The organism is Bacillus sp. CH140a_4T (assembly GCF_008923725.1).
GTDB lineage: Bacteria > Bacillota > Bacilli > Bacillales > Bacillaceae_G > Bacillus_A.
The window spans coordinates 712,468-737,462 of record NZ_WBPF01000016.1 but is presented as its reverse complement, the minus strand read 5'-3'; the positions used below and the strand labels follow the sequence as shown (position 1 = coordinate 737,462).

The 24,995-nt window shown below is 36.4% G+C and carries 29 protein-coding genes; 2 read left to right on the top strand and 27 right to left on the bottom strand.

Features of this window, described 5'->3' with window-relative positions; translation table 11 throughout:
* Positions 1-4 precede the first annotated feature (4 nt).
* Entirely contained in the window at positions 5-853 is an 849-nt protein-coding gene (panC, locus tag F8162_RS19400) for a pantoate--beta-alanine ligase (RefSeq protein WP_151631055.1), read from the bottom strand.
* Positions 853-1,689 (bottom strand): 3-methyl-2-oxobutanoate hydroxymethyltransferase, encoded by an 837-nt coding sequence (gene panB / locus F8162_RS19395; RefSeq protein WP_151631056.1) that lies wholly within the window; start codon positions 1,687-1,689, stop codon positions 853-855. The genes panC and panB overlap by 1 nt, the downstream gene beginning before the upstream one ends.
* Before the next feature lie 405 nt (positions 1,690-2,094).
* Here panB and F8162_RS19390 point away from each other — a divergent pair, with 405 nt between their 5' ends.
* Positions 2,095-2,484 carry a cupredoxin domain-containing protein gene (locus F8162_RS19390; protein ID WP_151631057.1) on the top strand — a complete coding sequence of 130 codons (390 nt, stop codon included), beginning with the start codon at positions 2,095-2,097 and terminating at the stop codon, positions 2,482-2,484.
* 26 nt (positions 2,485-2,510) lie between these two features.
* Here F8162_RS19390 and F8162_RS19385 read toward each other — a convergent pair whose 3' ends face one another.
* The 7 genes from F8162_RS19385 to F8162_RS19355 are packed head-to-tail and all read right to left on the bottom strand — an operon-like array spanning position 2,511 to position 8,065.
* Complete coding sequence (locus F8162_RS19385; RefSeq protein WP_151631058.1) at positions 2,511-3,491, bottom strand: biotin--[acetyl-CoA-carboxylase] ligase; 981 nt, start codon at positions 3,489-3,491, stop codon at positions 2,511-2,513.
* On the bottom strand, positions 3,476-4,669 hold the full coding sequence (locus F8162_RS19380) for a CCA tRNA nucleotidyltransferase (RefSeq protein ID WP_151631059.1): 1,194 nt from the start codon (positions 4,667-4,669) through the stop codon (positions 3,476-3,478). The genes F8162_RS19385 and F8162_RS19380 overlap by 16 nt, the downstream gene beginning before the upstream one ends.
* On the bottom strand, positions 4,656-5,801 hold the full coding sequence (bshA, locus tag F8162_RS19375) for an N-acetyl-alpha-D-glucosaminyl L-malate synthase BshA (RefSeq protein ID WP_151631060.1): 1,146 nt from the start codon (positions 5,799-5,801) through the stop codon (positions 4,656-4,658). The genes F8162_RS19380 and bshA overlap by 14 nt, the downstream gene beginning before the upstream one ends.
* Entirely contained in the window at positions 5,798-6,502 is a 705-nt protein-coding gene (gene bshB1 / locus F8162_RS19370) for a bacillithiol biosynthesis deacetylase BshB1 (RefSeq protein ID WP_144610605.1), read from the bottom strand. The genes bshA and bshB1 overlap by 4 nt, the downstream gene beginning before the upstream one ends.
* Positions 6,503-6,513: 11 nt before the next feature.
* The gene (gene mgsA / locus F8162_RS19365; RefSeq protein WP_000684766.1) at positions 6,514-6,909 is read right to left on the bottom strand and encodes a methylglyoxal synthase; all 396 of its coding nucleotides are present in this window, start codon (positions 6,907-6,909) and stop codon (positions 6,514-6,516) included.
* A 14-nt stretch (positions 6,910-6,923) separates the two neighbouring features.
* A complete protein-coding gene (dapB, locus tag F8162_RS19360; RefSeq protein WP_151631061.1) occupies positions 6,924-7,724 on the bottom strand; it encodes a dihydrodipicolinate reductase in 801 nt (266 codons plus the stop codon).
* Positions 7,724-8,065 (bottom strand): nucleotide pyrophosphohydrolase, encoded by a 342-nt coding sequence (locus F8162_RS19355; RefSeq protein WP_001992677.1) that lies wholly within the window; start codon positions 8,063-8,065, stop codon positions 7,724-7,726. Before F8162_RS19355 ends, dapB begins: the two co-directional genes overlap by 1 nt.
* 269 nt (positions 8,066-8,334) lie before the next feature.
* On the opposite strand from F8162_RS19355, the gene F8162_RS19350 reads away from it, so the two are divergent.
* Positions 8,335-9,216 (top strand): YitT family protein, encoded by an 882-nt coding sequence (locus F8162_RS19350; RefSeq protein ID WP_000203304.1) that lies wholly within the window; start codon positions 8,335-8,337, stop codon positions 9,214-9,216.
* Positions 9,217-9,244: 28 nt separating this feature from the next.
* On the opposite strand, the gene F8162_RS19345 is transcribed toward F8162_RS19350, so the two are convergent.
* The 18 genes from F8162_RS19345 to F8162_RS19260 all read right to left on the bottom strand — a co-directional run bounded on the left by F8162_RS19345 (position 9,245) and on the right by F8162_RS19260 (position 24,904).
* Entirely contained in the window at positions 9,245-9,886 is a 642-nt protein-coding gene (locus F8162_RS19345) for a uracil-DNA glycosylase (RefSeq protein WP_151631062.1), read from the bottom strand.
* Positions 9,887-9,986: 100 nt separating this feature from the next.
* On the bottom strand, positions 9,987-10,667 hold the full coding sequence (locus tag F8162_RS19340) for a zinc metallopeptidase (RefSeq protein WP_151631063.1): 681 nt from the start codon (positions 10,665-10,667) through the stop codon (positions 9,987-9,989).
* A gap of 104 nt (positions 10,668-10,771) precedes the next feature.
* Positions 10,772-11,560, bottom strand: coding sequence for a sporulation protein YpjB (gene ypjB / locus F8162_RS19335; protein WP_151631064.1), 789 nt, complete (start codon positions 11,558-11,560; stop codon positions 10,772-10,774).
* A 107-nt stretch (positions 11,561-11,667) separates the two neighbouring features.
* A complete protein-coding gene (locus F8162_RS19330) occupies positions 11,668-12,354 on the bottom strand; it encodes a TIGR01906 family membrane protein (RefSeq protein WP_151631065.1) in 687 nt (228 codons plus the stop codon).
* Positions 12,355-12,371: 17 nt separating this feature from the next.
* A complete protein-coding gene (locus tag F8162_RS19325; RefSeq protein ID WP_151631066.1) occupies positions 12,372-12,962 on the bottom strand; it encodes a DUF1405 domain-containing protein in 591 nt (196 codons plus the stop codon).
* 123 nt (positions 12,963-13,085) lie between these two features.
* Positions 13,086-13,853 (bottom strand): menaquinol-cytochrome c reductase cytochrome b/c subunit, encoded by a 768-nt coding sequence (gene qcrC, locus F8162_RS19320; protein WP_098345131.1) that lies wholly within the window; start codon positions 13,851-13,853, stop codon positions 13,086-13,088.
* 43 nt (positions 13,854-13,896) lie between these two features.
* Positions 13,897-14,571 carry a menaquinol-cytochrome c reductase cytochrome b subunit gene (qcrB, locus tag F8162_RS19315; protein WP_000932700.1) on the bottom strand — a complete coding sequence of 225 codons (675 nt, stop codon included), beginning with the start codon at positions 14,569-14,571 and terminating at the stop codon, positions 13,897-13,899.
* Positions 14,572-15,084, bottom strand: a complete 513-nt coding sequence (gene qcrA, locus F8162_RS19310; protein ID WP_048527045.1) for a menaquinol-cytochrome c reductase iron-sulfur subunit — start codon at positions 15,082-15,084, stop codon at positions 14,572-14,574.
* A gap of 143 nt (positions 15,085-15,227) precedes the next feature.
* Positions 15,228-15,683 (bottom strand): YpiF family protein, encoded by a 456-nt coding sequence (locus F8162_RS19305; RefSeq protein ID WP_151631067.1) that lies wholly within the window; start codon positions 15,681-15,683, stop codon positions 15,228-15,230.
* A 153-nt stretch (positions 15,684-15,836) separates the two neighbouring features.
* Positions 15,837-16,373 (bottom strand): ReoY family proteolytic degradation factor, encoded by a 537-nt coding sequence (locus F8162_RS19300; RefSeq protein WP_151631068.1) that lies wholly within the window; start codon positions 16,371-16,373, stop codon positions 15,837-15,839.
* Between the two features lie 73 nt (positions 16,374-16,446).
* The gene (locus F8162_RS19295; protein WP_071723338.1) at positions 16,447-17,709 is read right to left on the bottom strand and encodes a tetratricopeptide repeat protein; all 1,263 of its coding nucleotides are present in this window, start codon (positions 17,707-17,709) and stop codon (positions 16,447-16,449) included.
* A gap of 381 nt (positions 17,710-18,090) precedes the next feature.
* Positions 18,091-19,203: a histidinol-phosphate transaminase gene (gene hisC / locus F8162_RS19290; protein WP_151631069.1), complete on the bottom strand. Its 1,113-nt coding sequence runs from the start codon at positions 19,201-19,203 to the stop codon at positions 18,091-18,093.
* A gap of 108 nt (positions 19,204-19,311) precedes the next feature.
* Positions 19,312-20,397 (bottom strand): 3-dehydroquinate synthase, encoded by a 1,086-nt coding sequence (aroB, locus tag F8162_RS19285; protein ID WP_151631070.1) that lies wholly within the window; start codon positions 20,395-20,397, stop codon positions 19,312-19,314.
* Positions 20,397-21,569, bottom strand: coding sequence for a chorismate synthase (gene aroC / locus F8162_RS19280; RefSeq protein WP_151631071.1), 1,173 nt, complete (start codon positions 21,567-21,569; stop codon positions 20,397-20,399). The genes aroB and aroC overlap by 1 nt, the downstream gene beginning before the upstream one ends.
* 271 nt (positions 21,570-21,840) lie before the next feature.
* Positions 21,841-22,287, bottom strand: coding sequence for a nucleoside-diphosphate kinase (gene ndk, locus F8162_RS19275; protein ID WP_000415885.1), 447 nt, complete (start codon positions 22,285-22,287; stop codon positions 21,841-21,843).
* 124 nt (positions 22,288-22,411) lie between these two features.
* Positions 22,412-23,374 carry a heptaprenyl diphosphate synthase component II gene (hepT, locus tag F8162_RS19270; RefSeq protein WP_151631072.1) on the bottom strand — a complete coding sequence of 321 codons (963 nt, stop codon included), beginning with the start codon at positions 23,372-23,374 and terminating at the stop codon, positions 22,412-22,414.
* A gap of 37 nt (positions 23,375-23,411) precedes the next feature.
* Positions 23,412-24,125: a 2-heptaprenyl-1,4-naphthoquinone methyltransferase gene (gene menG / locus F8162_RS19265; RefSeq protein WP_048527034.1), complete on the bottom strand. Its 714-nt coding sequence runs from the start codon at positions 24,123-24,125 to the stop codon at positions 23,412-23,414.
* Between the two features lie 29 nt (positions 24,126-24,154).
* Positions 24,155-24,904, bottom strand: a complete 750-nt coding sequence (locus F8162_RS19260; RefSeq protein ID WP_151631073.1) for a heptaprenyl diphosphate synthase component 1 — start codon at positions 24,902-24,904, stop codon at positions 24,155-24,157.
* Positions 24,905-24,995: the final 91 nt, after the last annotated feature.

The following is a 24,995-nucleotide window of genomic DNA, read 5'->3' as shown; positions in this document are numbered from 1 at the left end:
CCCCTTATTTAACCGTTACTGTTATATTGTCAATTAATCGTACATTCTCAAATTTAACTGCAATTGCTAAAATGATCCGTCCTTCAATTTTATCCATTACTTGTAGTGAAGGATAAGCATATAAATCAGCATAATCTACAGTACCTTTCGTATACGTCTCAATATACTCTTTCACAAGAGTTGTCATGATTTCTGCATTCCGTTCGCCTGCTTCAATTTTTTCTTTCGCTATACATAGACTGCGGTATAATTGAGGAGCCTCTTCACGCTCTTCTTGTGATAAATACACATTACGAGAACTTTTCGCTAATCCATCTTCTTCCCTTACAATATCTACTGGTGCGATTGTAACCGGAATATTAAAATCAGCGACAAATCCTTCAATGACAGCAACTTGCTGTGCATCTTTCATACCGAAATACGCACGCGTTGGCAATGTAATATTAAATAGTTTCATTAGTACAGTCGCAACTCCAGCGAAATGACCAGGTCTTTGTTTGCCGCATAATACATCGGTACGCTTCACAACTTCTACTGTTGTCGTTTGTTCTGCTGGATACATTTCTTCCACGCTCGGATAAAATAAATAATCTACACCGTTTTCTTTTGCTACATTTTCATCTCTATTAATATCACGAGGATATCGATCTAAATCTTCATTCGGTCCAAACTGTAGCGGATTAACAAACACGCTTAACACTACGATTTCATTTTCTTTTCTTGCCTGACGTAATAAAGTCGCATGCCCTTCATGTAAATAACCCATCGTTGGGACAAAACCAATACTTTTTCCACTTGTACGCAGTTCGTTTGTAATTTGCTGCATCTCTTGCACTGTAGTTACGATTTTCATTATTGTTTTCCTCCGTATAACGCTAAGCACTCTTCCTCTTTCATTGTGAATGAATGTTTTTCTTCTGGAAATTGCCCTGTCTTTACTTCAGTAACGTATTGTGAAATCCCTCGCATAATCTCCTCTTGAACAGACGTATATTGCTTCACAAATTTCGGAACACGATTTACGCCGTATGAGATAAGATCATGATAAACAAGTACTTGCCCATCTACTTTTTTCCCTGCTCCAATTCCAATCGTCGGAATTGTTAGTTGCTTCGAAATTAATTCCGCTAACTGCATTGGCACGCATTCTAACACAAGCGCAATCGCACCAGCTTCCTCACATCTCTTCGCATCTTCTATTAATTTTTTTGCACTTTCAGCATCTTTTCCTTGTACTTTATACCCACCTAGTACTCCTACAGATTGAGGAGTTAATCCTAAGTGCGCCACGACAGGAATTCCCGCATTCGTCAAGTAATGAATCGTTGCTACCACTTCCCCTGCACCTTCTACCTTCAGCGCATGAGCACCACTTTCTTGAACGATGCGGCGTGCATTCACCATCGTATCTTGCAGCGACACATGGTACGACATAAATGGCATATCAGTTACAATAAACGTCTCTTTCGCTCCTCGGCGTACAGCTTTCGTATGATGAATCATATCCTCTACTGTTACAGGTACTGTTGAATCATAGCCGAGCACAACCATCCCAAGGGAATCTCCAACTAGGATCATATCAACTGCAGCTTCTTCTGCTAATTTAGCAGATGGATAATCATACGCCGTTAGCATTGTAATCGGCTCACCTTGCTCTTTCATTTTCAAAAAATCTGTTTTTGTTTTCAAAAACTACTCCTCCTTTATACAGGAGAGAGGAGATGGCCGAAATCATATAAAAAACCCCTCTGGCCATAAAAAGGGCAGAAGGGTTGTGTGTTAGTCGGCATTATTCATCCCTCTGTCCCAGTCCGTTATTGGATCAAGGCAGAATCCAAGTTATTATTTTTTCGTATTGCTTCGAATGATGGTGCAGTTCGCTCTGATACTGCCCATATTCGAACTAATTATAGCAAAATCCAAAAAGGAATTACTACATTTTTTTGAAAAAATAATTTTTATTCTCATTACAGTATGTGAAATTTTATGAATCACTCCATTATAGAAAGATAAATAGCTTCGTTTGCAAGTATAACTCTTTAAATAATGATGCAGGTTAATGGAGGAAACATAATTACAAAAGGAGAATGACGAATGTCTATGAACAAATGGTTATTTCGATTCATCGGTTTGCTTGTAATGATTGTAGGGATGATAACTTTTAGCTCCTTCCATGCATTTGCCTCAGTTAACGTCGTAACACAATCTATCGATTCAACAAAAGTAATTGAGGTCGAACTAAACGATGATTACTTTCAACCAAACGTCATTACGATTCCAATTGAAGAGTCCACAACATTGTCATTAAAAAACAAAGGTAAGCATGAACACACCTTTACAGTAAAAAAACTCGGCATTGACGTCGTAGTCGAATCAGGAAAAGAAAAAAACATTACCGTGAAACCTAAAAATACTGGTACATATGAATTAATATGCCGGTACCATCTTCTGAAAGGAATGGAAGGCAAAATAATCATCAAATAAAAAGAAGTTCCAAAAAGGAACTTCTTTTACTTAATTTCAATATCCGCAGAATGAATGTGATGTACTTTTCCTTCATGGTCTTCTAGAAGCAATACGCCATCCTCTGTAATTCCTTTTGCTACCCCTGTAATTGTCTCTCTCATCGTTCGAGCGGTAATTTCTTTCCCGATGCTCACAGCGTAACTTTCCCAAAGAATTTTAATGACAGAGAAACCATTTTGTAAATACTCTTCATATAATTTTTCTAGTTGTAAAAAGATTTGTTGCATAAGCTCTGCACGAACAATTGGCTCACCAGATTCAATCGCTAAAGAAGTAGCAATATGCTGAATTTCCTCATCAAAATGTTCTTGCTTTTGATTCGCATTAATACCAATACCCATAATGACAGCATTAATTTTATCAGGATCTGCCTGCATTTCTGTTAATATACCTACAGCCTTTTTACCTTGAATTAAAATATCATTTGGCCATTTTATTCCTACGTTTACACCCGTGCACTTTTCAATTGCTTGTGCAACGCTAACAGCTGCTAATAAAGTAAGTTGTGGTGCATGGTGAACCGGGATTGAAGGACGTAAAATAATACTCATCCAAATTCCTGTTCCTTTTGGTGAATGCCATTTCCTGCTTAAACGACCTCTGCCGGCTGTTTGTTCTTCTGCCACAACAATCGTTCCTTCTTCCGCACCTTCATAAGCAAGTTTTGCTGCAATATGCTGCGTGGATTCAACAGTTTCTTCAAAATATACCGTTCTACCAATATGTTTCGTTTGTAACCCTAACTGAATTTCATTAGCAGTCACTTTGTCTGGCTTACTCGCAATTCGATAACCTAATCGACGCACAGCTTCAAGTTCATATCCCTCATTCCGAAGGTCCTCCATATGTTTCCACACAGCGGTTCTTGAACAACCAAGTTTATCACTAATCGTTTGGCCAGATACAAACGCGCCATCCGCTTCTGAAAAAACTTGTAATAACTGCTTTCTTATAGTAGATTGCATTCTTGCAGCCACTCCCTTATACACTCTTTCTCATTACCTACGTTTCCTTGTACGATTGCTTCTTCAATTTTTTGAATCATTTCAGCAACCCACGGACCGGGCTTTTTATTTGCCCATTTTAATAAATCATTCCCAGTCACATTCATTTCTTGGCGACTCTTTATTGGCAATCCTTCAAACAACATTTGTACCCGTTTAACAGATGTATTATCATAGCTTTCAATCATCGCTTCATATACTCTTTCTGCCATTTCAGCGATATGAATTCCCGTTTTATAAAGAAGGACTGTATCCCAATCCTTCTCCTTTCTCGTACGGATTGTTAATAAAACTGCGACGATATCTTTTATTTTTTTATTCGAAAACTTCCATTGACGTAAAAAGACAGATGGATGCTCTTCTCCGATACAATATAAGAAAAATGCCCATGCCTCAATATCCGTTTCAAAAGAATCCCAGTTATACTGCGTAGCTTTTAATAATCTATCCTCTGACATTTGTAAATATGGCAGATGAGAAAATAGCTTCGTTTCTACTAATTCTTGCAAGCCATTCACGCAATATGTACCAGTTAACAGTTTCTCAAATTCCACTGTAATTCGCTCAATTGCAATATGTTCCAGTAAATGTCCATATGTTTCAATTGCTTGTTTCGTTTTCGTTTCTAAAGAAAAACCTAACGTACTTACGAAACGAATACCACGCATCATTCGCAAGGCGTCTTCTTGAAAACGATCCGCAGCATTTCCAACTGTCACAATTTCTCTCTTTTGAATCGCTTCCTGTCCAGCAAATAAATCAACCATTTCGCCTTCTTCTGTCATCGCAATTGCATTCATTGTGAAATCACGACGTTTTAAATCTTCTTCTAGCGAACGAACAAATTGAACACTACTAGGTCTTCGAAAATCTTCATATTCGCTCTCTGTTCGAAAAGTGGTTACCTCATAAGGTTCACCATTTTCTACCACAATTACAGTTCCATGCTCAAGACCAACAGGAACATGTCTTGGAAATATAGCCATCACTTCTTCTGGTAAAGCAGATGTCGCAATATCAATATCTCCAATCGGCCTATCTATAATAAGATCTCGTACGCTTCCACCGACAAAGTAGGCCTCATGTCCTTGTTGCTTTAAAGTCTCAATAATAGAACTAGCTTTTTTAAATCTTTCCATTTTTTTCATCCCTTAGTACATCATAGTAAATCGTTTCATATTGTGAGACGATTTTTTCAGAGCGGAACTGCTCGTAAACACTTGCTCTTGCTCGCTCTCCCATATTACGGTGAAGTTCTTCATTCTTTAATAGCTGAATGGCTTGATTTGCCACTCCTGTTGGATCACCAACTTCACATAAATATCCTGTTTCACCATGTTGAATGACTTCTGGAATACCCCCAACCCTTGTTCCGATACAAGGTACACCACACGCCATCGCTTCTAATAAAACAAGACCAAAACTCTCCTTCTCTGATAGAAGCAACATTAAATCACTCATCGCAAGTAGCTCTGCAACATTATCTTGCTTCCCTAAGAATAAGACGCGATCTTCAATATGTAGATTTTTCACTAACTGTAAAATCGTGCAAAATTCTGGTCCATCTCCTACAAGAAGCAACTTCGCATCTACTTCTGTAACAATTTTAGCAAATGCCTGAACAACATCTTGCACGCGTTTCACTTTACGGAAATTTGAAATGTGAATGAGTATCTTTTCACTCTCACTTATACCGTATTCTTTCTTTAATTGAGACATATCACGCTTGAAATATACACGTTCGTCTATAAAATTATATACCGTTTGAATGTCTTTATTTGGTTTGACTAGCTCATGCGTTTCATTAATTAATGAATGCGAGACAGCCGTCACAACATCAGATTGCTCAATACCAAAACGAATTAAATTATTTAACGAAGGGTCGGAACCTAACACAGTAATATCTGTTCCATGCAAGGTTGTAACAATTTTAATACGCTCTCCAATCATTTGTTTTGCTAAATAAGCACAAATTGCATGTGGTATTGCGTAATGCACATGTAAAATATCTAGGTTTTCTCTTTGTGCAACCTCAGCCATTTTACTCGCTAACGCTAAATCGTATGGTGGATATTGAAATACAGAGTATTGATTTACCGTCACTTCATGAAAATAAATGTTTGGATACACTTTATTTAAGCGGAATGGTAAACCCGATGTAATAAAATGAATTTCATGCCCGCGTTCCGCTAATTGCTTTCCTAATTCTGTTCCAACAACTCCAGAACCACCTACAGAAGGATAACATGTAATACCTATTTTTAATTTCATTTACATCCCCCTATTAAATCAGCATGTAATAAAACCGGTTTCTTACTCATAAATCCCTCGGCATATAAAACTCCAACTTCTTTTCCAAACATTTTCTCACGAGCAACCACAGTTTCAACGTAACCTTCTGTTAACGGTGTTTTCACACCATCACTCCCTGTTGAGAACTGACTTTCATACGCTTCTAACGCTTCCACTTTTATAGAAAGGCACTCACTTATATCTATACAAAAATTCGGTTTATGAAAACCATTAATCATATAATGATAAAAAGACTCCACACGATGTGGTGGAACCTCTGGCATATATTTACGAATTCCCGCTGAAAAAATAGCTTCTTCCACAAGTTTTGCACAATTTGCATGATCTGGATGACGATCTTCATAATACGGCGCAAAAACTAGTTTTGGTTTATATGTACGAATCACCTTTACAATTTCACGTATATATTCTTCTTTCATATACAAACCACGGTCTGGCATCGCTAAATTTAGTCTCGTTTTTACTCCCATTATACGAGCTGCCGCCTTAGCTTCTTCTTTTCTTAACTCTATTGTTCCATTAGAAGAAAGATCAGCTTCTGTTAAATCACAAATACCTACTTCATACCCTTGCTTCGTATATTTAGCAATGGTACCAGCCATGCCGATTTCAACATCATCGGCATGAGCACCAAACGCTAATATATGTAATCCACTCATAATTGTTCCCCTCATTTTCTAAACTTGCGGTAATCTAAATCTCCTCGCTCTAATGCGTGCATTAACATTTCAGCACTTGCCATATTTGTTGCAAGTGGAATCGCATATACATCACATAAACGAAGTAATGCATTTACATCTGGTTCATGCGGCTGAGCAGTTAGTGGATCTCGGAAAAAAATCACCATATCCATATCGTTTTTTGCAATCATGGCACCAATTTCTTGATCGCCACCAAGAGGACCCGATTGATATCTTGTTACAACTAAACCAGTTGCCTCCATAATACGAAGTCCTGTCGTTCCTGTTGCAAATAATTCATGTTGTTCAAAAATTGGTTTATATGCGTATGCAAACGAAACCATGTCATTTTTCTTTTTGTCATGTGCAATTAAGGCAATTTTCATCCGTTGTCTCCCCTTTAGTCGATAATGTTTTCTAAACCGTACACAAGATGATCTAGATTCATTACTGTCTCAATTGATAGTTTTACACCAGACATAAATGATGCACGATTGAATGAATCATGGCGAACCGTTAACATTTGTCCATCTCCACCAAACATTACTTCTTGGTGTGCAATAAGTCCTGGTAAACGTACACTATGAATGTGAATGCCGTCTACATTTGCACCACGAGCACCTTCTAGTTGCTCTACTTCATTTGGATGACCTTGCTGCTTTGATTCACGGTTTTGACGAATTAATTCTACTGTTTTTACAGCTGTACCAGATGGCGCATCTAATTTTTGATCATGATGCAATTCAATTACTTCAACATCTTGGAAGTACTTCGCTGCCATTTGTGAGAATTTCATCATAAGAACTGCACCAATTGCAAAGTTTGGAGCGATAATAGTTCCTACTGCTTTTTCTTTCGCATTCTCTGTTAATTGCTTTAGTTCTTCTTCTGTAAATCCAGTTGTACCAATAACAGAACGAAGTCCACGCTCAACTGCAAGTGTAACGTGTTGTTTTCCAACTTCTGGCGTTGTTAAATCTAACAACACATCTGCTTCTACTTCATCTAAACAAGTATGTAAATCTGCGTAAATAGGTGCATCTAGCGCTGGCATGCCCGGTAAATCAGAGATTTTCTCTCCGCCATGCTTATAATCAACTGCTGCTACTAAATTAAAATGTTCCGTTCTTTCCATAAGAAGAACTGCTTCATGTCCCATACGTCCTCTTGGTCCAGCGATAATTACTTTAATTTCTTTCATTATTCTTTCTCTCCCTCATCAATACGTGTCCAGCGATCTTTATCGCGAGTATTAAATTTATTCATTACAATGTTATGTGCTGTTTCTAAATCAATATTTAAACTATTTGCCATACAAATCATAACAAATAATACATCTCCAAGCTCTTCTTCAATACTACGTTCTGTTTCAGTTGTTTTCTTCGGTTTCTCACCATAATAATGATTAACCTCCCTTGCAAGCTCCCCCATTTCTTCCGTTAAACGAGCCATCATTGCAAGTGGACTGAAATAACCTTCTTTAAACTGACCAATATATGCATCTACTTCTTTCTGCATATCCTTCATCGTTTTTGCTTCCATACAATTCACCTCTAATCCTTCCTCTTTCATGTTAGCCAATTCATCGCGATTTGACAAATATTATTCCCCGCCAAACACCTATTTGCGACCCTTTTTTGGATAGACTATAATAAAGTGAAACTTTCTTTTGCGTTTTTTACAAAAGATTAGTTGAACCAATCGGGTTTTTACAGCCTGCACTATTTTTACTAACAACTAGAAATTACTTATCATTATGTTTTACCGTATCAGCGGAGCAATGCAATCTACATAATTAGGGGGATTTCTATATGACATCAAATTTGAAGATTCGAAATATCATTTTCATTTTAATCGGTTCCGCTATTTTTTCTTTCGGTATTGTGAATATCAATATTGAAAATCACCTTGCAGAAGGTGGATTTACCGGTATTACACTATTATTGTATTTTCTATTTAAGTTTGATCCCTCTTATTCAAACTTAATTTTAAATATCCCTATATTTTTTATTGGTTGGAAGTTACTTGGAAGAACGACGTTTATCTATACGCTAATCGGCACATTTAGCGTATCTTTATTTCTATGGATTTTTCAACGTTACGAAGTTCTTAACCTACATTTAAACTTACAAAATGATATGACACTCGCAGCTTTATTCGCCGGGGCATTTATCGGTATTGGTCTTGGGATCATATTTAAATATGGCGGGACTACTGGCGGTGTAGATATTATCGCGAGACTCGCTCATAAATATGTTGGCTGGAGTATGGGGAAAACGATGTTTATGTTCGATGCTATCGTCATTATTGTCTCTATTCTTACCTATTTATCATATCGCGAGGGCATGTATACGTTAGTTGCTGTTTTTATCGGGGCGAAAGTTATTGATTTTATGCAAGAAGGAGCCTATGCGGCAAAAGGCGCAACTATTATCTCAGATAAGAACGATGAAATTGCTGCCAAAATTTTATCTGATATGGAGCGCGGAGCAACCTTTTTAAAAGCTGTTGGATCATATACAAAAGTGGAACGGAACGTATTGTATTGTGTTGTTGCTAAAAATGAAATCGTGAAATTAAAAAATATTATTACTTCTGTAGATCCTCATGCCTTCGTTGCTGTAAGTGACGTACATGATGTAGTTGGTGAAGGTTTTACATTAGATGAAAATAAAAATCCGTTACATACATAAACGCAACTAGAAAAGCCCTCTAGCTTTTCTAGTTTTTTATTACATATTTTTTAAGTTTCTCTAAATCCTCATAAATAAGCTCCAATAAACTCCGATTACAAAAAATGGAAGCAGGATGAAAGGTCGGGAAAATATGATATTCTTCCTCTGACCATGTAAACGCTGCACTTTGCATATTCTTTAATTTTTGAATGGGCTGTTTTAATAATTGTCCGTGTACATCTGTGATTTTTTTATTTTTTCCTGTTAAACGCTGAAGACCAATATTCCCCAGCGTGACGATAAGCTTCGGGTTTATTTTCTCTAATTCATAATCTAACAAAGGCGCATGAGCGAGTATTTCTCCTTGATTTGGCGTTCTATTATACTTTTTCTGTATGATTTCACCATTTCTTTCTTTTTTCTCTCGCCACTTATACGGTCTACTCCGAACAGCGCTCGTAATATATACTTCTTCCCTCGTAACATCAATCCGTTCTAAAAAAACCATTAATTGTTTTCCCGCTCTCCCGCTAAACGGAATTCCATTATGAATTTCTGTTTCACCAGGTGCTTCTCCTAGCAACATAAATTTGGGATTTTCAGGACCTTGTCCACTTAAAAAGCCTTCAAGCTGATAAGGAGCACTACGTTCCTTCACTTGTTTTACTAAATGGCTTGGATATTTCATTTCCCCCACCGCCTTTCCGCATTACTTCTATTATTTCTATTTGTAATACATTATATAATTCAATCCACAAAACAAAAAAGACTATCAAAATTGATAGTCTTTAGTCGTCGCTACGCTGCATACCAGTATACATTAATACGAGACGTAATAATTCAAATACCGCTACAGCTGCAGCTGCTACATATGTTAATGCTGCCGCATTTAATACTTTACGAGCTTGGCCATATTCATCTGTTGATACGATACCTAACGCTTCAATTTGTTGCATTGCACGCTTTGATGCATCAAACTCAACCGGTAATGTAACGAGTTGGAACACAACACCTGCTGCCATTAAAATAATTCCTAATAACAATAGTTTTGACATTGTCGCAAATATACCAATCATAATAAATACCCATGATATATTCGATCCAAAATTCGCCACAGGAACTAACGAATGACGAATACGCATAAAGTTATAATCTTTTGCATCTTGAATTGCGTGTCCTACTTCGTGTGCTGCAACTGCTGTACCAGCAACTGAATGACCGTAATAGTTATCTGTTGATAATCGAACTGTTTTGGCAGTTGGATCATAATGGTCTGATAAATGACCTGGTGTTTCTTCTACAGCTACGTTGTATAATCCATTTTCATCTAAAATTTTTCGAGCCACTTCCGCTCCTGTCATACCTGATGTTGAATAAACTTGTGAATACTTGCTATAAGCACTACGTACTCTTGACTGTGCATACAACGGTATGATCAAAATGATCGCGAAGTAAATTAAATAAAACATCATGAACCTCCATTGAAGTTTTAATTATAGTACTTCTCATTCTATTTTCTTCTGCCACCATTGTCAATGAATAAACCTTCCAATCCGTATCTTTATTTATTGCATTACCTATTCTTAGAGTGTACATTCCCTTTTCTTTTTTCTCTCTCTCCTTTATACTTTCTCCATCCAACATAAGTTAATGTGAATAGAATAAGACCTCCAGTAATTGTCATAAACCAAATGAGTGAGGGTGCAATTTCATCTTTTTTTACTGTGTGAAATATTTTTTGCAAATCTCCTTTAATGATTCCTACTTGCATTTGTCCCCCTTTCGTATTTAACATAACGTTACGAAATTCATCCAAATAAGATAAATGGGCGTTTACACGTTGCACTTCATTTTCTGGCAGGGCGATCATTAAGCTTGGATAAATAATGTTAAATTCATGTAAAAATGTGTTTAACGTTTGCTGAAACTGTCCTGTATCTTCTTTTTTCATCGCTTTTTCCATTTGAGAAAAGGCACCCATTACTTTTCTTTCTCTTTCCATCCAAAGTGGTTGATACTTCGATACTTGTGCATCAACAGCGAGCTGCAGGGCTAACACATTATCAATTTTAACTTGTTTACTTACAGCTTCTTCCGCGAGAGATTGTTTCGCCCTGTCGTAAGCTAACGAAATAACTCTAACTTGATCTGGCGTTACTTCTTGCTTCTTTTCATTCCCCTTTATGACAAACTGCTCCGAGAAATGTTGTAATACTTGTACTGCTTTTTCATCTTCATTACGCTTCACTAATTGTAATGAGTCGTCTAACAACCCTGTTAGTTCACTCCACTCTTCAGCATATATACGTAACGGAAACATTATAATTAGAAATGCTATCAATCCAATTAATGTTCTCTTCATCACGGTCCCCCCTATAACTACTAGTACAAAATATGTTAATTTGGACAAGAATAGAACAGAACTGGACTGAAAAATATATTATCGTTTTACAAACAAAAAAATTCTCTTTAAACAGAGAATTTTTCCTTTGAAATCCTTTTCTTTTTTACGAAATATCTATACAAGCTGTAACAAAGTATGCTGCCGCATAAAATAAATAATAAAATAGCACATGCAGCATGCATAAAGAATTCTTCTGGTAACATTAATATAATCGGATCCGTTTCAATATCAAACATCCAATAATCATTACTGAATAAAAGCTTATGGAATAATACAAAACTCTTTTCAAAATTAATAGCAATGGGTAGCATCAGCGCTATCGGAAAGATAATTGTTAAAATTGATCCGTGTAGTAAAAACTTTTCATTTTTCTGTTTTAATAAATAAATGCCACCTACTATTGCAACCATAATGGTCGCATACATCACATATTGAATCTTTACTATAATATTTTTAACATCTACAAAATGAATACGTCCATTTGTAGACATATCTAATGTTGGCAACCGCAATGCTCCATCATAAAACGGCGATAAATATGTGATAAGTACATCGTAATTTCTTTTAATATCATCCTTCGTCATATCCGCTAAATCTGGAATGTTTAAAAAATCAATTTCAAAATAATATAGCCATTTTCCGTATACAACCGCTGTTGTTGCGAGTGCAAATATAGAAAATGCTATGCTATATGAAACAACTATCGTAATCAATCGATCCAATATTTTTGTACCACTCTTATTCTTCTTCATTTTCTCCCCCTAAATGTTCATAAAGAAAACTGTTTTCGGTTCTCACGTAAGCAATAATAATATGTAACACAAAGCACTGCAATACTTAGCCAGAACGTAAAATAACCAATTTCTCCTACAAACAAATGCATAATTCCATATCTCGGCATTTGCCAAAATAAATAATCAATTGCATCATTATGTAATGTCCATATAGCCGCTACCGCAAAGTGCCATTTTTTTATACGGTAAAACGGCGCATATAGCACTGCTTGTACTGCCATGGCAAAATGCGAAAGCATTAACATATACCCGATAAGACCAATAGGACCTTTGACATAGATCATAATTGCATTTACAACAACAGCCCATATACCATATTTTATTAACGTAACAATCGCTAGCGCCTCTATTAATCCCCAATTTCTCTTTATTAAAAAAGCAATTAAAACAAAGACAAAAAAGAGACTCGCCATCGGGCTATCGGGTACAAACGGCCAAAATATAGGTGAAGTTTCTTTTAATTGATTTCCATACCATATAAATCCGTATATCGTACCTAATATGTTAACAACTAATAAAAATAATAATACAGAGCGTTGTCTTAACATTGCATACAAGTAAACCAAGCTGTATGTCCAACACCTTTCAAACAAAATCATTCTTTTCTCAAACTCTACTCTATTATATAGTAAACTTTCTTTCATCAAAATAAAAAGCTGACTACAATTTTCTTTGTAGTCAGCTTTTTATTATTTTTTATTATACTTTGCAACAAATTCCGAAAGCTTCTTCAGTTCCTCATCTGTACCTTTAAATATTCCTTTAGGCATTGAACCTTTTCCGTCTTTCGCAATTTTAGCAATTTCTTCTGGCTTTAAAGTTAAGTTTTGCAGTGCCGGTGCTGCTGCCCCGCCTTGTAAATTGTCACCATGACATGTTAAACAAGTATTTTTTTGCATTAATTTATAGCCATCATCATTTTTATCAACTGGTGCTGTTTTTACAATTGCTCCTTGTTTTTTTGCAGCTTCCCAGTCGTGGTGTGCTACAGATTCCCAAGTTAAAAAGATAATCGATGCAATTGCTAAAAGCATAAATCCAGTTGCTACAGGACGCTTCAATGGACGTCTTTCTGGGCCTCGATCAAGAAATGGAGCTAACAGTAATGCGCCAAACGCAATCCCTGGCATAATAAACGCTCCAATTACGGTAAATGAGCCAGAAGCATAAGAATACTTTAATAACTGATACAAGAATAAGAAATACCAATCTGGAAGTGGTATATATCCGGCATCAGTTGGATCCGCCATTCTCTCAAGCGGTGACGGATGCGCCACTGTTAAACATAAATAACCGATTAAAAAAACTGCACCAACCATCCATTCTTTTAACAAGAAGTTTGGCCAAAATGCTTCTGTTTTCCCTGGGTATTCAGAATAGTCTTTTGGAATATTTGGTTTCCGAGCTACCGGTACCCGAGAATCTCCTACAAACTTCATCCCTTTGCCGCGATGCATAATCTCCCTCCTTTAGTTCTTTCCCCTTTAATTTAGCAATCTCTTATAGCGGACCGGAAATACCTTGTTTGCGAATCATGATGAAGTGGAAGGCCATTAAACCTAGAAGTGCTGCTGGTAAGAAGAAGACGTGAATAGCAAAGAAGCGAGTTAATGTTTGAGCGCCAACAATTTCGGAATGACCAGCGAGTAATGTTTTAATATAAGGACCAATAAGCGGCGTTTGCTCTGCAATTTGAATCCCTACTTTCGTAGCAAATAACGCTTTCATATCCCACGGTAATAAATATCCGGTAAAACCAAGACCTAACATAACAAAGAAAATAAGAACACCAACAATCCAGTTTAGCTCACGAGGCTTTTTATATGCACCCTGGAAGAAAACTCTAAGTGTATGTAAAAACATCATTACAATTACGAGACTAGCACCCCAGTGGTGCATACCACGAACGATTTGTCCGTACGCAACTTCATTTTGTAAATAATAAACCGATTCCCAAGCATTTTTAATATCAGGCACATAATACATCGTTAAAAACATTCCAGACAAAATTTGAATTACAGTAACGAAAAAGGTAAGTCCGCCAAAGCAGTAGACGAATGCAGAAAAGTGATGCGCCGGGTTAACATGCTCAGGTACTTCATGATCGGCGATATCACGCCATATTGGTGTAATATCTAACCTTTCATCTACCCAATCATAAATTTTATTTAACATCTACTTTGCACCCCCTTTTGGCTTCGCTTTTCCTAGATACAGTGTTCCATCTTTCACTTTAGATTCATAAATATCAAGCGGAGCAAGGGGCGGCGTGCCTTTAACGTTCATCCCGTCTTTTGTGTAACGGCCCCCATGACATGGACAAAAGAATTGATTTGGATGTGCTTTGTCCGAATTCCAGTTAACTGTACACCCTAAATGTTTACATACTGGAGAGAACGCAACAATGTCTCCGCTTTCATCTTTATGAACCCAAGCTGATTTTGGCTCTTCGGACTTGTACCAACCATCAACCTGTTTCACCTTAAAGTCGAAACGTTTCGGCTCTGTTGTAATGTCTTTTACTTGTGCAACAGCAACCATATCCGTTCCCGCCTCTTTTCTTAACACCGGATCAAGCGCAAATCGCGTCATCGGCATTAAAATACCCGCTGCCATAAAGCCTCCTACCCCTGTAAGGGTGTAATTTAAAAACTGTCTTCTTGACACACGATGTTCTTTCTCGCTCACGAAAATTTCCCCCCTCTATCAGAAATTGTCCCCTCGTGATAAATTATATAAAAAATAAAAACTAGGACACTATCATGATATAATACGCTCATGCACAGGTCAATATCATACTACTCATAATAATAAGAACTTTCTGTTTATTATTACTTTCCCCATTTTTCTTCTAACATCACCATTATATTTTTTATATGTGCATGAATAACTTCTCTTTTCGCTTGATCACTAAATTGTTCTAACGCTAATGAAGGAAACCAAAATAAATCTCCCTGCAATTCTTGCATATTTTCTTTCCATGAAAAATCACTTGTAACATAAACGATATGCTTAAAACCTTGCTCTTGTAAATGATTTGTCCATTCTTGCAAACGACCTTTTTCGTTTTTTTGACTTTCTACTAAATACGTAAATGCAGGTAGTAAAAGCACTCTTCCTTTATATTCTCTTTCCAGCTCCATACTTAGCAATTCGATAAATTCGCCTTGTTCTACTACCGTTTTCATTTCTTTTGCTGCTGAAATTGATAAAAGTGGTATAACACCTGTATCTACATACTCTCTTGCTTGCTCAAACTGTTCTACATCTTTTACAATCCATTTCAAATTACTTCCCTCCTCCCTTTGCAAATGACAGAACTTTCACTTTATATATATTAAACCATACTAAAAGAGGTAAAAAAAGAAAAACTACCTATATTAAGGTAGTTTTTCTTAAAAAGTCTGAAATTTGTAAAATTTTATGAATCCAAATGAATTCTACAACAGCTTTAACTCCGCTGTTAACTTATGAAACGCTTCCTTATCTTGCTTATCTAGCGCTTCATCAATTTGTTTCAAAAGACGTTCTCTTCTAAAAGAAAATACACTTTCTTCTAAAAATCTTTCTGCAAGTAAACGATCTTTTTCATTTACTTCAATATGTTTTGGTAAATACGGATTTTCTTCTAGTACCGCTACATAATTGGCATTTTGGAACGATGATTTAAAATTGAGTTGAATATAAATATCCTCATCTCGATTTAAACGAATATCATGAAACGATTTTTCAGCATCTGTTGTCATAACATTTTGTTTAAAAAAGTGAAACGGTGTATCTTTTACACAATTCGCGGACATCACTAAGCCACGCGGACAATATTTTGCATGCTCTACGAAGTGGACTTTATGCATCAATTGGTCGTGACTCATTAAATAATTCAAAATCCATACACATTCACGCTGTTTCAGTTGGTAATTATTCAAAAACCATTTTACAAAATCCTTCTTCTCGTTTACAGAAACAGGGGTATTCATAGCAATTAAGTCCCTCCTCTGTCTTTCTCTTTTCTTTTTAGATTCAAGAAGCGGCATTCAGTTTCCTTCCAACTTATGAAAAATCCTCTAAATTATATAACAATTCTTCAATATGAATTTGGGTCGGGTCTAGTTGTATTAACTGCGTAAATACTTCTTTCGCCTCTTTTCGCATACCTTCTTCCAATAAGAAATAACCGTACTCTTCCAAGAAGTCTGGATGATTCTTAAAAGAAGTATATGCACTTTCATAGTGTTTTAATGCATCCGAATACATTTCTAATTGTTTTTTTGCAAACGCAAGATCCCAAAGTAGTTGTGTATCTGGTTCTCCGCTATCAATTGCACGCTCTACAACAGCAATTAGCTCTTCATACTTTTCTTGTTCCTTTAAGATATACGCATATTTTAATGTTGCACCTAAATGTCCTGGATCTAACTCAAGCGCTTTTTGAAGTACTTCCTCTGCTTCCGCTATTTTTCCTAATTTCGCCGCAATGTTCGCTAATTCTACATAAAATGGTACAGAAAGCTCATCTACTTTAATTCCTTCATGAAGTGTTTCATAGCTTTCTTGAAGCATTCCTTCTTTTTCATAGCTTTTCGCTAAATACATGTAAAGAGATGCATACTCAGGATCTAATTCTTTTAGCTCTTGCCAAGCACCAATTGCTCGTTGATATTCTTCACCTTGATATAACGTAAAGGCATATCCAAATAATGAGTGAATATCTTTTTGTTCCTCTAAACCTGCTTCGTAATAAGAAATCGCTTCTTCCCAATTTCCAATCGCACTTAACGTTTCTCCGAGGCGAAGTGCAATGACAACACCACCCATTACTTTATGTTCCGCTAATAGCGACTCATAATGAGTGATTGCCTTTTGTTCTTCCCCTTTACTACTATATAACTCTGCTAATCCAAACGTAATAACAGGCTCGTCAGGCATCATTTCTTTCGCCTTTAATAGTTTTTGTTCTGCTACATCATCGAATCCTTGCATTTGGAATAAATCCGCAACAAGTAATAACGATTGAACATATAAATCATCATTTTCCGGAATATCATGAAGTACTTCAATCGCTTCATCTTCTTTATCTAGATCAATATATAATTCTGCTAAAAATACAGTGAATTCACTTTCTTCCGGATACAATAAACGTAAATCTTCTGTAATAGCTAACGCTTCATCTGTAAATCCAAGTGTATGATAATAGCGAGCGATATCATACTTCTCTTCATCATTCGCAATTTTTAATTGTTCTTTTAATAATTGTAATCCTTTTTCCGCTTCACCATTTTCAATATATGAAACAGCTTGTTCAAACTTTTGCATAAACGTCTCCTTTAATTATAAAGAATATTCTTTTCTGTTCATTTCACCCGCTATTTGCAGGCAGCCTGATTGGTGCAGGCTAATAATCAATGAGGGATGAATAGCCCCCACTGATTAAAGTTTCACTTTATCATAAGCAACTAGGTGTAACAACGCTACCTTTAGAAAGAGCATACTTCTTCTTGTACTTTCACTCATAACGATTCGAATATGACACCGATACCGCATTACTACTTTCTATTGTACCGTTTTCTTTCATTACCGTGCAAATAACTTCCCTTATTAATGATTGCCCTGCGCGGATCGATCTTTACAGTCCTTCTCCACTTCAATCTTTATTTAATAAAAGAAGACTCCTATAGTAGGAGCCTTCACACACTCTTAAGAGTATGTTTCTTCTTTCTTTACTTGCTCGTTTACAATCTCTTTCAATAGTTCTATAATTTCATCATTTTCTTCTTTCAAACCGACAGTAATACGAATACCATCCTGTATACCAAATGCAGCACCAGAACGAACAATATAGCCTTTCTTCATTAATCGTTCGAAAGCTTCATTACCAGGAATACCAAGTTTTAAGAAAATGAAATTTGTTTGAGATAGATAATAGAATACGTTATATTCCTTACAAAACGCGTAATATTGATTTAATCCTTCTTCATTCTTTTTCACACATTCTTGTAAAAACGGTTGATCTTCTAATGCAGCAAGTGCTACAGATTGCGCTACAGTCGATGTGTTAAATGGTAACCTCGCTACTTCTAGCTGCCCGATTAACTTCTCATTACCAACCGCATATCCAATACGGAAAGCAGCTAAACCATATGCTTTTGAAAACGTGCGTAAAACCATAAGGTTTTCATACTTTTCAAGAAGTGGTAATGTTTGCGGATAGTCTTCTGCTCCCGCATATTCATAGTATGCTTCGTCCATAATAACGAGCGCTGACTTAGGAACTGATTCTAAAAATGAAAGTAAGTTTTGTTTCTCTACATATGTACCTGTTGGATTATTCGGGTTACAAATCCATACAATCTTCGTTTTATCATCTACTTGCTGTAACATCGCATCTAAATCGTGAATACCATCTTTAAGTGGTACTTCACGAACTTCTGCTCCTTCAATAACAGCATGGTGATGGTATTGCGAGAATGTTGGATTCGCCATTACAACATTTGTTCCTTCGTGTAGTAATGCACGGCTAATCATTTGAATGACTTCATCTAATCCACTACCAAATAACAATTGTTCGGCCTTAACACCTAACTGCTCTGCTACTTTTGTTCGAAGTTCAAAGGCATACCCATCTGGATAAAGAGCGTATTGACTCGCTAAAGAAGTTAATGCTTCTGTTACACGTGCTGAGCAACCGAATGGATTTTCGTTCGATGCTAATTTCACAATTTTTGATAACCCATATTCCCTTTTTACTTCTTCAATATTTTTTCCAGGTACATATGCTCTCAAAGTTAACAATTGCTCTTTCACTCTCATTTTTCTTCCTCCAGTCATTTTATTCAATTCGATTATAATACGGCTATACTCCCTTACTATAATCGTTTATCATAACTGCCACTATTACGAGAATACCTCTAACACTTCTTAAGCCATATCCTTTTGAAATGCCTCTAACGCAATATGAACAGTCTCATCTGGAATAGATACGACATTCACTACCCCATATTCCTGCATTAATACCATATGAATTGCTCCAGCATTCGCTTTCTTATCTTGTTTCATCAATTGAACGAGACGCTCTACATTCAAATCACTTGGCATTTTGGGATAGCCGTATTGTAAGAACCACTGCTTCATCTCTTCATAAGAAAGATCAACATTGTACACTTGCTCACTTAAAAACAAAGCAAATAACATTCCAACCGCTACTCCGTCACCGTGAGTAATGTTTCCATATCCTAGTTCTTTTTCAAGAGCATGGCCTAACGTATGTCCAAAGTTCAAATGAGCACGTACACCTTTTTCTGTTTCATCTTGCGATACAATGTTTGCCTTTACAGGAATCGCCTTCGTTAATATATGAATTAATTTCTCATCACGAAGATCTGATAATGTTTGCACTTCTTCTTTCAGCCAATGATACAGCTTTACATCACCAATAAGAGCATGTTTTATCACTTCTGCATAACCTGAACGCCACTCTTTTTCAGGAAGAGACTGTAAAAACGGCGTATGATATACAACTGCTTCTGGTTGATGGAATGCCCCTATCATATTTTTACCTAACGGGTGATTAATCGCTACTTTCCCACCTACTGCGCTATCGTGAGCTAATAAAGTCGTTGGAACTTGAACGAAGCGAATTCCACGCATAAACGACGCAGCAACAAAACCAGCTAAATCTCCAATCATCCCACCTCCAAGTGCGATAATTAAAGAATTTCTATCTAATTTATTTTCAAGAGCTGACGTATGAGCCGCATAGAAATTTTCAAAAGACTTCTCTTTTTCACCACTCGGTACAACGAATGAAAATACGTTTTGCTCTATTTGCAACGCATCTATAACTTTCTGTAAGTGTAAAGACGCAACAGCTTCATCTGAAATGATCATAATGTTTGATACAGATGGCTGCATGTTTTGAACGATTGTTGTCAAATGTGACAACGATTCTTTTCCTACTTGTACATCATATTCTTTTGATTTCGTTTGAATATGTATGTTTCCCATTAAAATCCCCTCGCATATTCATTATGTTTCTCAATATTTTCACGAATAAGGTCGATACGATCTAATCCAAATTGTTCTATTAAAGCTGTCGCTAATTCCCAAGCTACAACCGCTTCTGCAACGACACTAGCCGCTGGAACAGCACAACTATCTGAACGTTCAATGCTTGCTGTAAAAGGCTCTTTCGTATCAATATCGATACTTTGAAGAGGTTTATATAGTGTAGGTATCGGTTTCATCACACCGCGCACAACAATTGGCATTCCAGTCGTCATTCCGCCTTCTAAACCACCTGCGTTATTTGTTCTTCGTGTATATCCATTCTCTTCATTCCAAAGAATCTCATCATGAACTTCGCTACCTGGTCTATGTGCTGCCTCAAAACCAATTCCAATCTCGACACCTTTAAAAGCATTAATGCTCATAATTGCAGCCGCTAATTTTGCATCTAGTTTTCGATCATAATGTACATAGCTACCGACCCCAATTGGCATTCCTTCCACAATTACTTCAACGATTCCACCGATTGAATCACCATTTGCTTTCGCATCATCAATTGCTTTTATCATTTGGTTACCTGCTTCTTCATCTAAGCAACGTACAGGTGATGATTCTGTAATGCTTTTTAATTCTTCAATTGAACGATACGTAGTCTCCTTAGCCTCAACGCCGCCAATTTCAATTACATGGCCCGCTACTGTAATACCAAGTTCCGCTAACACTTTTTTAGCAACCGCACCAGCAGCGACACGCACTGTCGTTTCGCGAGCTGAAGAACGTTCCAGTACATTTCTCATATCTCTATGACCATATTTAATCGCACCATTTAAATCGGCATGTCCAGGTCTTGGTTTTGTTACTTTCCTTTTCATTTCTTTTTCTTCTTGTTCCGTTAACGGCTCTGCACCCATAATTTTTGTCCAATGTGCAAAATCACGGTTTTCAACAACAAGTGCAATTGGAGAACCTAATGTCTCTCCATGTCTAACACCACTTACAATTTGCACTTGATCTGTTTCAATTTGCATGCGTCTACCACGCCCATATCCCTTTTGCCTTCTAGCTAACTCTTCATTTATATCAGCCGCAACTATTGGTAGACCTGCTGGTACACCTTCTATAATCGTTGTAAGTTGTGGACCATGAGATTCACCAGCTGTAATATATCGCATACGTTATTCCTCTTTTCGTATATGTATTTATCTCGCTATATTAAGCAATAATATTATCCTTCATTACTCTAAAAATAAAAAAAATTATATAATACATCAGCCATTCGCTTATTCCCCGATAGGCCGTTTACTTTACATATCAATATATCATAACAGCTCAAACTTCGTAACTAATAGAAATAAAAAAAGTGCAAGAAGAATACCCCTATTCTCCTTGCACTTTCTACTATTATCACAGTGATTAAAGCGTTTACAAATTATTTCAAAATAATTAGTAAATCCATTCATTCATTAATTTTGAGTAGTCAACTAATTCTTCTTCTTTAAAGAAAATAGCAATCTCGCGCTCTGCACTTTCTAACGAATCAGAACCATGGATAATGTTTTTCGCAACAGTTACACCGAAATCTCCACGAATTGTTCCAGGAGCTGCTTCATGTGGTCTTGTTTTACCCATCATGTTACGAGCTGTATCTACTACACCCTCACCTTGCCATACCATTGCGAATACAGGGCCAGATGTAATAAAGTCTACTAATTCACCAAAGAAAGGTTTCTCTGTGTGCTCAGCATAGTGTTGTCCAGCAATTTCCGGAGTGACTTGCATTAATTTTGCACCAACTAATTGAAAGCCTTTTTTCTCAAAACGAGCTACGATTTCCCCAATGAAGGCACGTTGTACACCGTCTGGTTTTACCATTAGAAATGTTTTTTCCATAAAAAATCTCTCCACTTCTGAATTATGTATGTAATTGTATATCCCCACACACATATTAACACCCTTATCACAATTGTGCAATAGTTTTGAAATAGAGAGATTATTTTATTTTTTAGAAAAAACACTAAAATTTTCGTTTTCCAATATACTTTGCTACATTTTGTAATGCATACTTCGCTTGTCCACGTGGGAGTGGTTTTATAATTTCTAATGCTTTATGTAAATAACGTTCACTAAATGCAAATGCTTTATCAATAGCAGCACTATTCTTTACAGCCTCAATAATTTCTTTCATTTCATCCGCTGTTGTATTTTCATGTACAGATTTGATTTTCTTACAAATAACCGGATCTTCCATCGCATATAGGGCAGGAAGCGTAATATTCCCTTGTAGTAAATCTCCGCCAGCAGGCTTTCCAAGTTTCTCTTCTGTGGAAACGAAATCTAAAATATCATCAATTATTTGATACGACATCCCTACGAAATACCCATACCAAAACAGACGATTTACCGTATCACGATTAGCGCCAGCAGCAATCGCTCCTAATTGGCAACTCGCAGCAATTAATAATGCTGTTTTTCGCTTTATTCTTCTTAAATACGTTCTTAAATTTTGATCATAGTTATATTTATCTTTAATTTGTTCAATTTCACCTTTACACACTTCTAAAATGGTATGCGATAGCGCCTGATGCGCCTCAGGAATTTCGATATTTGTAATACATTCAAGAGACTTAGCGAATAGATAGTCCCCTGTATACATTGCAATGCGATCTCCCCATTTCGCATTCACAGTTGCACTACCACGTCGTAAAAAAGCAGCATCAATAACATCATCGTGAACAAGAGAAGCCATATGTATAAGTTCTAATGCAACAGCTACATGCTTAATTGCATCTAACTTATAATCTCCAAATTTCCCCGCAAGCAATACAAATACAGGACGAATTCGCTTCCCACCAGCTTCAATAAGTTGTAATGCCGCCTCTTCTACTAATGGCTGTTCAGAAGCAACTGTCTTTTTTAATTCTTTTTCTATCACATTAATATCCGATCGTAAAAAAGAGTACATAAGTTGTAACTTCATATTGTTCACCTTAACCTAAAACTTCTTTTTTCTTTTTCTATTTTGATTCTGGTTTCATACCTAAGTGCATCGCTGCTACCCCAAAAGTAAACGGCTTCACTTGTACACGTTCAAGTCCAGCTTTTTCGAACATATTAGCCAATTCTTTCATACCAGGGAATGTACTAGCAGATTCTTGTAACCATGAATATTCTTTATAACTTTTCGCAAATAGCTTTCCAAATAAAGGCATGATGTATTTAAAGTATAAAACATACCCTTGTCGAAAACCAATCATTGTTGGCTGAGATGTTTCTAAACAAATTACTTTTCCACCTGGTTTTACTACACGCGTCATTTCTTTTAATACGTGCATATAATCCGGTACGTTACGTAAACCAAATCCAATCGTTACATAATCAAATGTGTTATCTTCAAATGGAAGTTCCATTGCATTCCCGTGTAGAAGTTCAACTTGTTTTAATTGTAACGCCTCTACCTTTTGCTTACCGACAGATAACATATTTTCACTGAAGTCTAAACCAACAACCTTGCCCTGTTCACCTACCGCTCCAGCTAGCGCAATTGTCCAGTCCGCCGTCCCGCAGCATACATCAAGTGCTTTACTACCTGGTTTTACATCCATAATACGCATCGTCTCTTTACGCCACGCCTTATGTCTTTGAAAACTAATTACAGAATTCATTACATCGTATTTATCAGAGATCTTCTCAAATACATCATGTACTCTTTCTTCTTTTGATTGTTGCATGCTCGTACCTTCTTCCAATGTAAAATTGCTTATGTCTTCGATTTATCTCTTAACACAGAGTTTATTTCGCTTATATCTGTGTGATTTTCTAAAAATTGATTTTCTTTCTGTCTGAGTTCCATCATCCATCCATTCATAACGGCTTCTGCATCCGCTTTATCGTTCAAAATCTCTTGAACAGCTTGAAAAACAGGTGAATGTTTTTTATCAGCGTATCGTTCACATTCTTTTTGAAGACGATTTTTTCCTAGTACATACGTTATAAACGGCTTCCAATGCGATAAATGAAAATGGTCACATGTTTTTTGCAAGAGTGCAGACTCAATCGTTACTACACTTTCCATTATGTCATCGATCGTTTTATGCGCTTTTTGATATAACATTATTTTGTGTTCATTAATTTCTTTAATTCCTTCAGCAAGCGCACGAATTAAAACAATATCACGATTCATAGACAATAAGTAATAATATAACCCGCTATAGTAATCACCAGCAAGCACTGTTAACTGGCGACGTTTATGCGACTCATTTGCTTCTTCCCCTGCTTTATTTGATACTCTTTCGTGTGTATCAAGCGCAATTTGAACAAGCATAATCGTTACTACATAATGCTCAATTTGTTCTATATGTAAATTTTCACTTTTTAAAGCACCATATAACAATGCTATTTTCTCTTCATCAATATATGGTTCTTTAATATAGTTTATAAAATAAGGATGGCGTAATTTCTCCATCAATTTCTCTCTTATACCCGCATACCCTCCGTAGATGTCACACACAAAAATCACCCTTGTTTTCTAATTCATAAAACTTATTATAACACATTCATTCTATTTTCTATAACCAAAACTTGGCTACTCTTTCCAAACT

Coding starts and splice junctions, on each gene's coding strand:
- panC (WP_151631055.1), bottom strand. CDS start 853: ATGAAAATCGTAACTACAGTGCAAGAGATGCAGCAAATTACAAACGAA.
- F8162_RS19390 (WP_151631057.1), top strand. CDS start 2,095: ATGTCTATGAACAAATGGTTATTTCGATTCATCGGTTTGCTTGTAATG.
- F8162_RS19385 (WP_151631058.1), bottom strand. CDS start 3,491: ATGCAATCTACTATAAGAAAGCAGTTATTACAAGTTTTTTCAGAAGCG.
- F8162_RS19380 (WP_151631059.1), bottom strand. CDS start 4,669: ATGGAAAGATTTAAAAAAGCTAGTTCTATTATTGAGACTTTAAAGCAA.
- bshA (WP_151631060.1), bottom strand. CDS start 5,801: ATGAAATTAAAAATAGGTATTACATGTTATCCTTCTGTAGGTGGTTCT.
- bshB1 (WP_144610605.1), bottom strand. CDS start 6,502: ATGAGTGGATTACATATATTAGCGTTTGGTGCTCATGCCGATGATGTT.
- mgsA (WP_000684766.1), bottom strand. CDS start 6,909: ATGAAAATTGCCTTAATTGCACATGACAAAAAGAAAAATGACATGGTT.
- dapB (WP_151631061.1), bottom strand. CDS start 7,724: ATGAAAGAAATTAAAGTAATTATCGCTGGACCAAGAGGACGTATGGGA.
- F8162_RS19355 (WP_001992677.1), bottom strand. CDS start 8,065: ATGGAAGCAAAAACGATGAAGGATATGCAGAAAGAAGTAGATGCATAT.
- F8162_RS19350 (WP_000203304.1), top strand. CDS start 8,335: ATGACATCAAATTTGAAGATTCGAAATATCATTTTCATTTTAATCGGT.
- F8162_RS19345 (WP_151631062.1), bottom strand. CDS start 9,886: ATGAAATATCCAAGCCATTTAGTAAAACAAGTGAAGGAACGTAGTGCT.
- F8162_RS19340 (WP_151631063.1), bottom strand. CDS start 10,667: ATGTTTTATTTAATTTACTTCGCGATCATTTTGATCATACCGTTGTAT.
- ypjB (WP_151631064.1), bottom strand. CDS start 11,560: ATGAAGAGAACATTAATTGGATTGATAGCATTTCTAATTATAATGTTT.
- F8162_RS19330 (WP_151631065.1), bottom strand. CDS start 12,354: ATGAAGAAGAATAAGAGTGGTACAAAAATATTGGATCGATTGATTACG.
- qcrC (WP_098345131.1), bottom strand. CDS start 13,853: ATGCATCGCGGCAAAGGGATGAAGTTTGTAGGAGATTCTCGGGTACCG.
- qcrB (WP_000932700.1), bottom strand. CDS start 14,571: ATGTTAAATAAAATTTATGATTGGGTAGATGAAAGGTTAGATATTACA.
- F8162_RS19300 (WP_151631068.1), bottom strand. CDS start 16,373: ATGAATACCCCTGTTTCTGTAAACGAGAAGAAGGATTTTGTAAAATGG.
- F8162_RS19295 (WP_071723338.1), bottom strand. CDS start 17,709: ATGCAAAAGTTTGAACAAGCTGTTTCATATATTGAAAATGGTGAAGCG.
- hisC (WP_151631069.1), bottom strand. CDS start 19,203: ATGAGAGTGAAAGAGCAATTGTTAACTTTGAGAGCATATGTACCTGGA.
- aroB (WP_151631070.1), bottom strand. CDS start 20,397: ATGGGAAACATACATATTCAAACGAAATCAAAAGAATATGATGTACAA.
- aroC (WP_151631071.1), bottom strand. CDS start 21,569: ATGCGATATATTACAGCTGGTGAATCTCATGGTCCACAACTTACAACG.
- ndk (WP_000415885.1), bottom strand. CDS start 22,287: ATGGAAAAAACATTTCTAATGGTAAAACCAGACGGTGTACAACGTGCC.
- hepT (WP_151631072.1), bottom strand. CDS start 23,374: ATGAAGTTACAACTTATGTACTCTTTTTTACGATCGGATATTAATGTG.
- menG (WP_048527034.1), bottom strand. CDS start 24,125: ATGCAACAATCAAAAGAAGAAAGAGTACATGATGTATTTGAGAAGATC.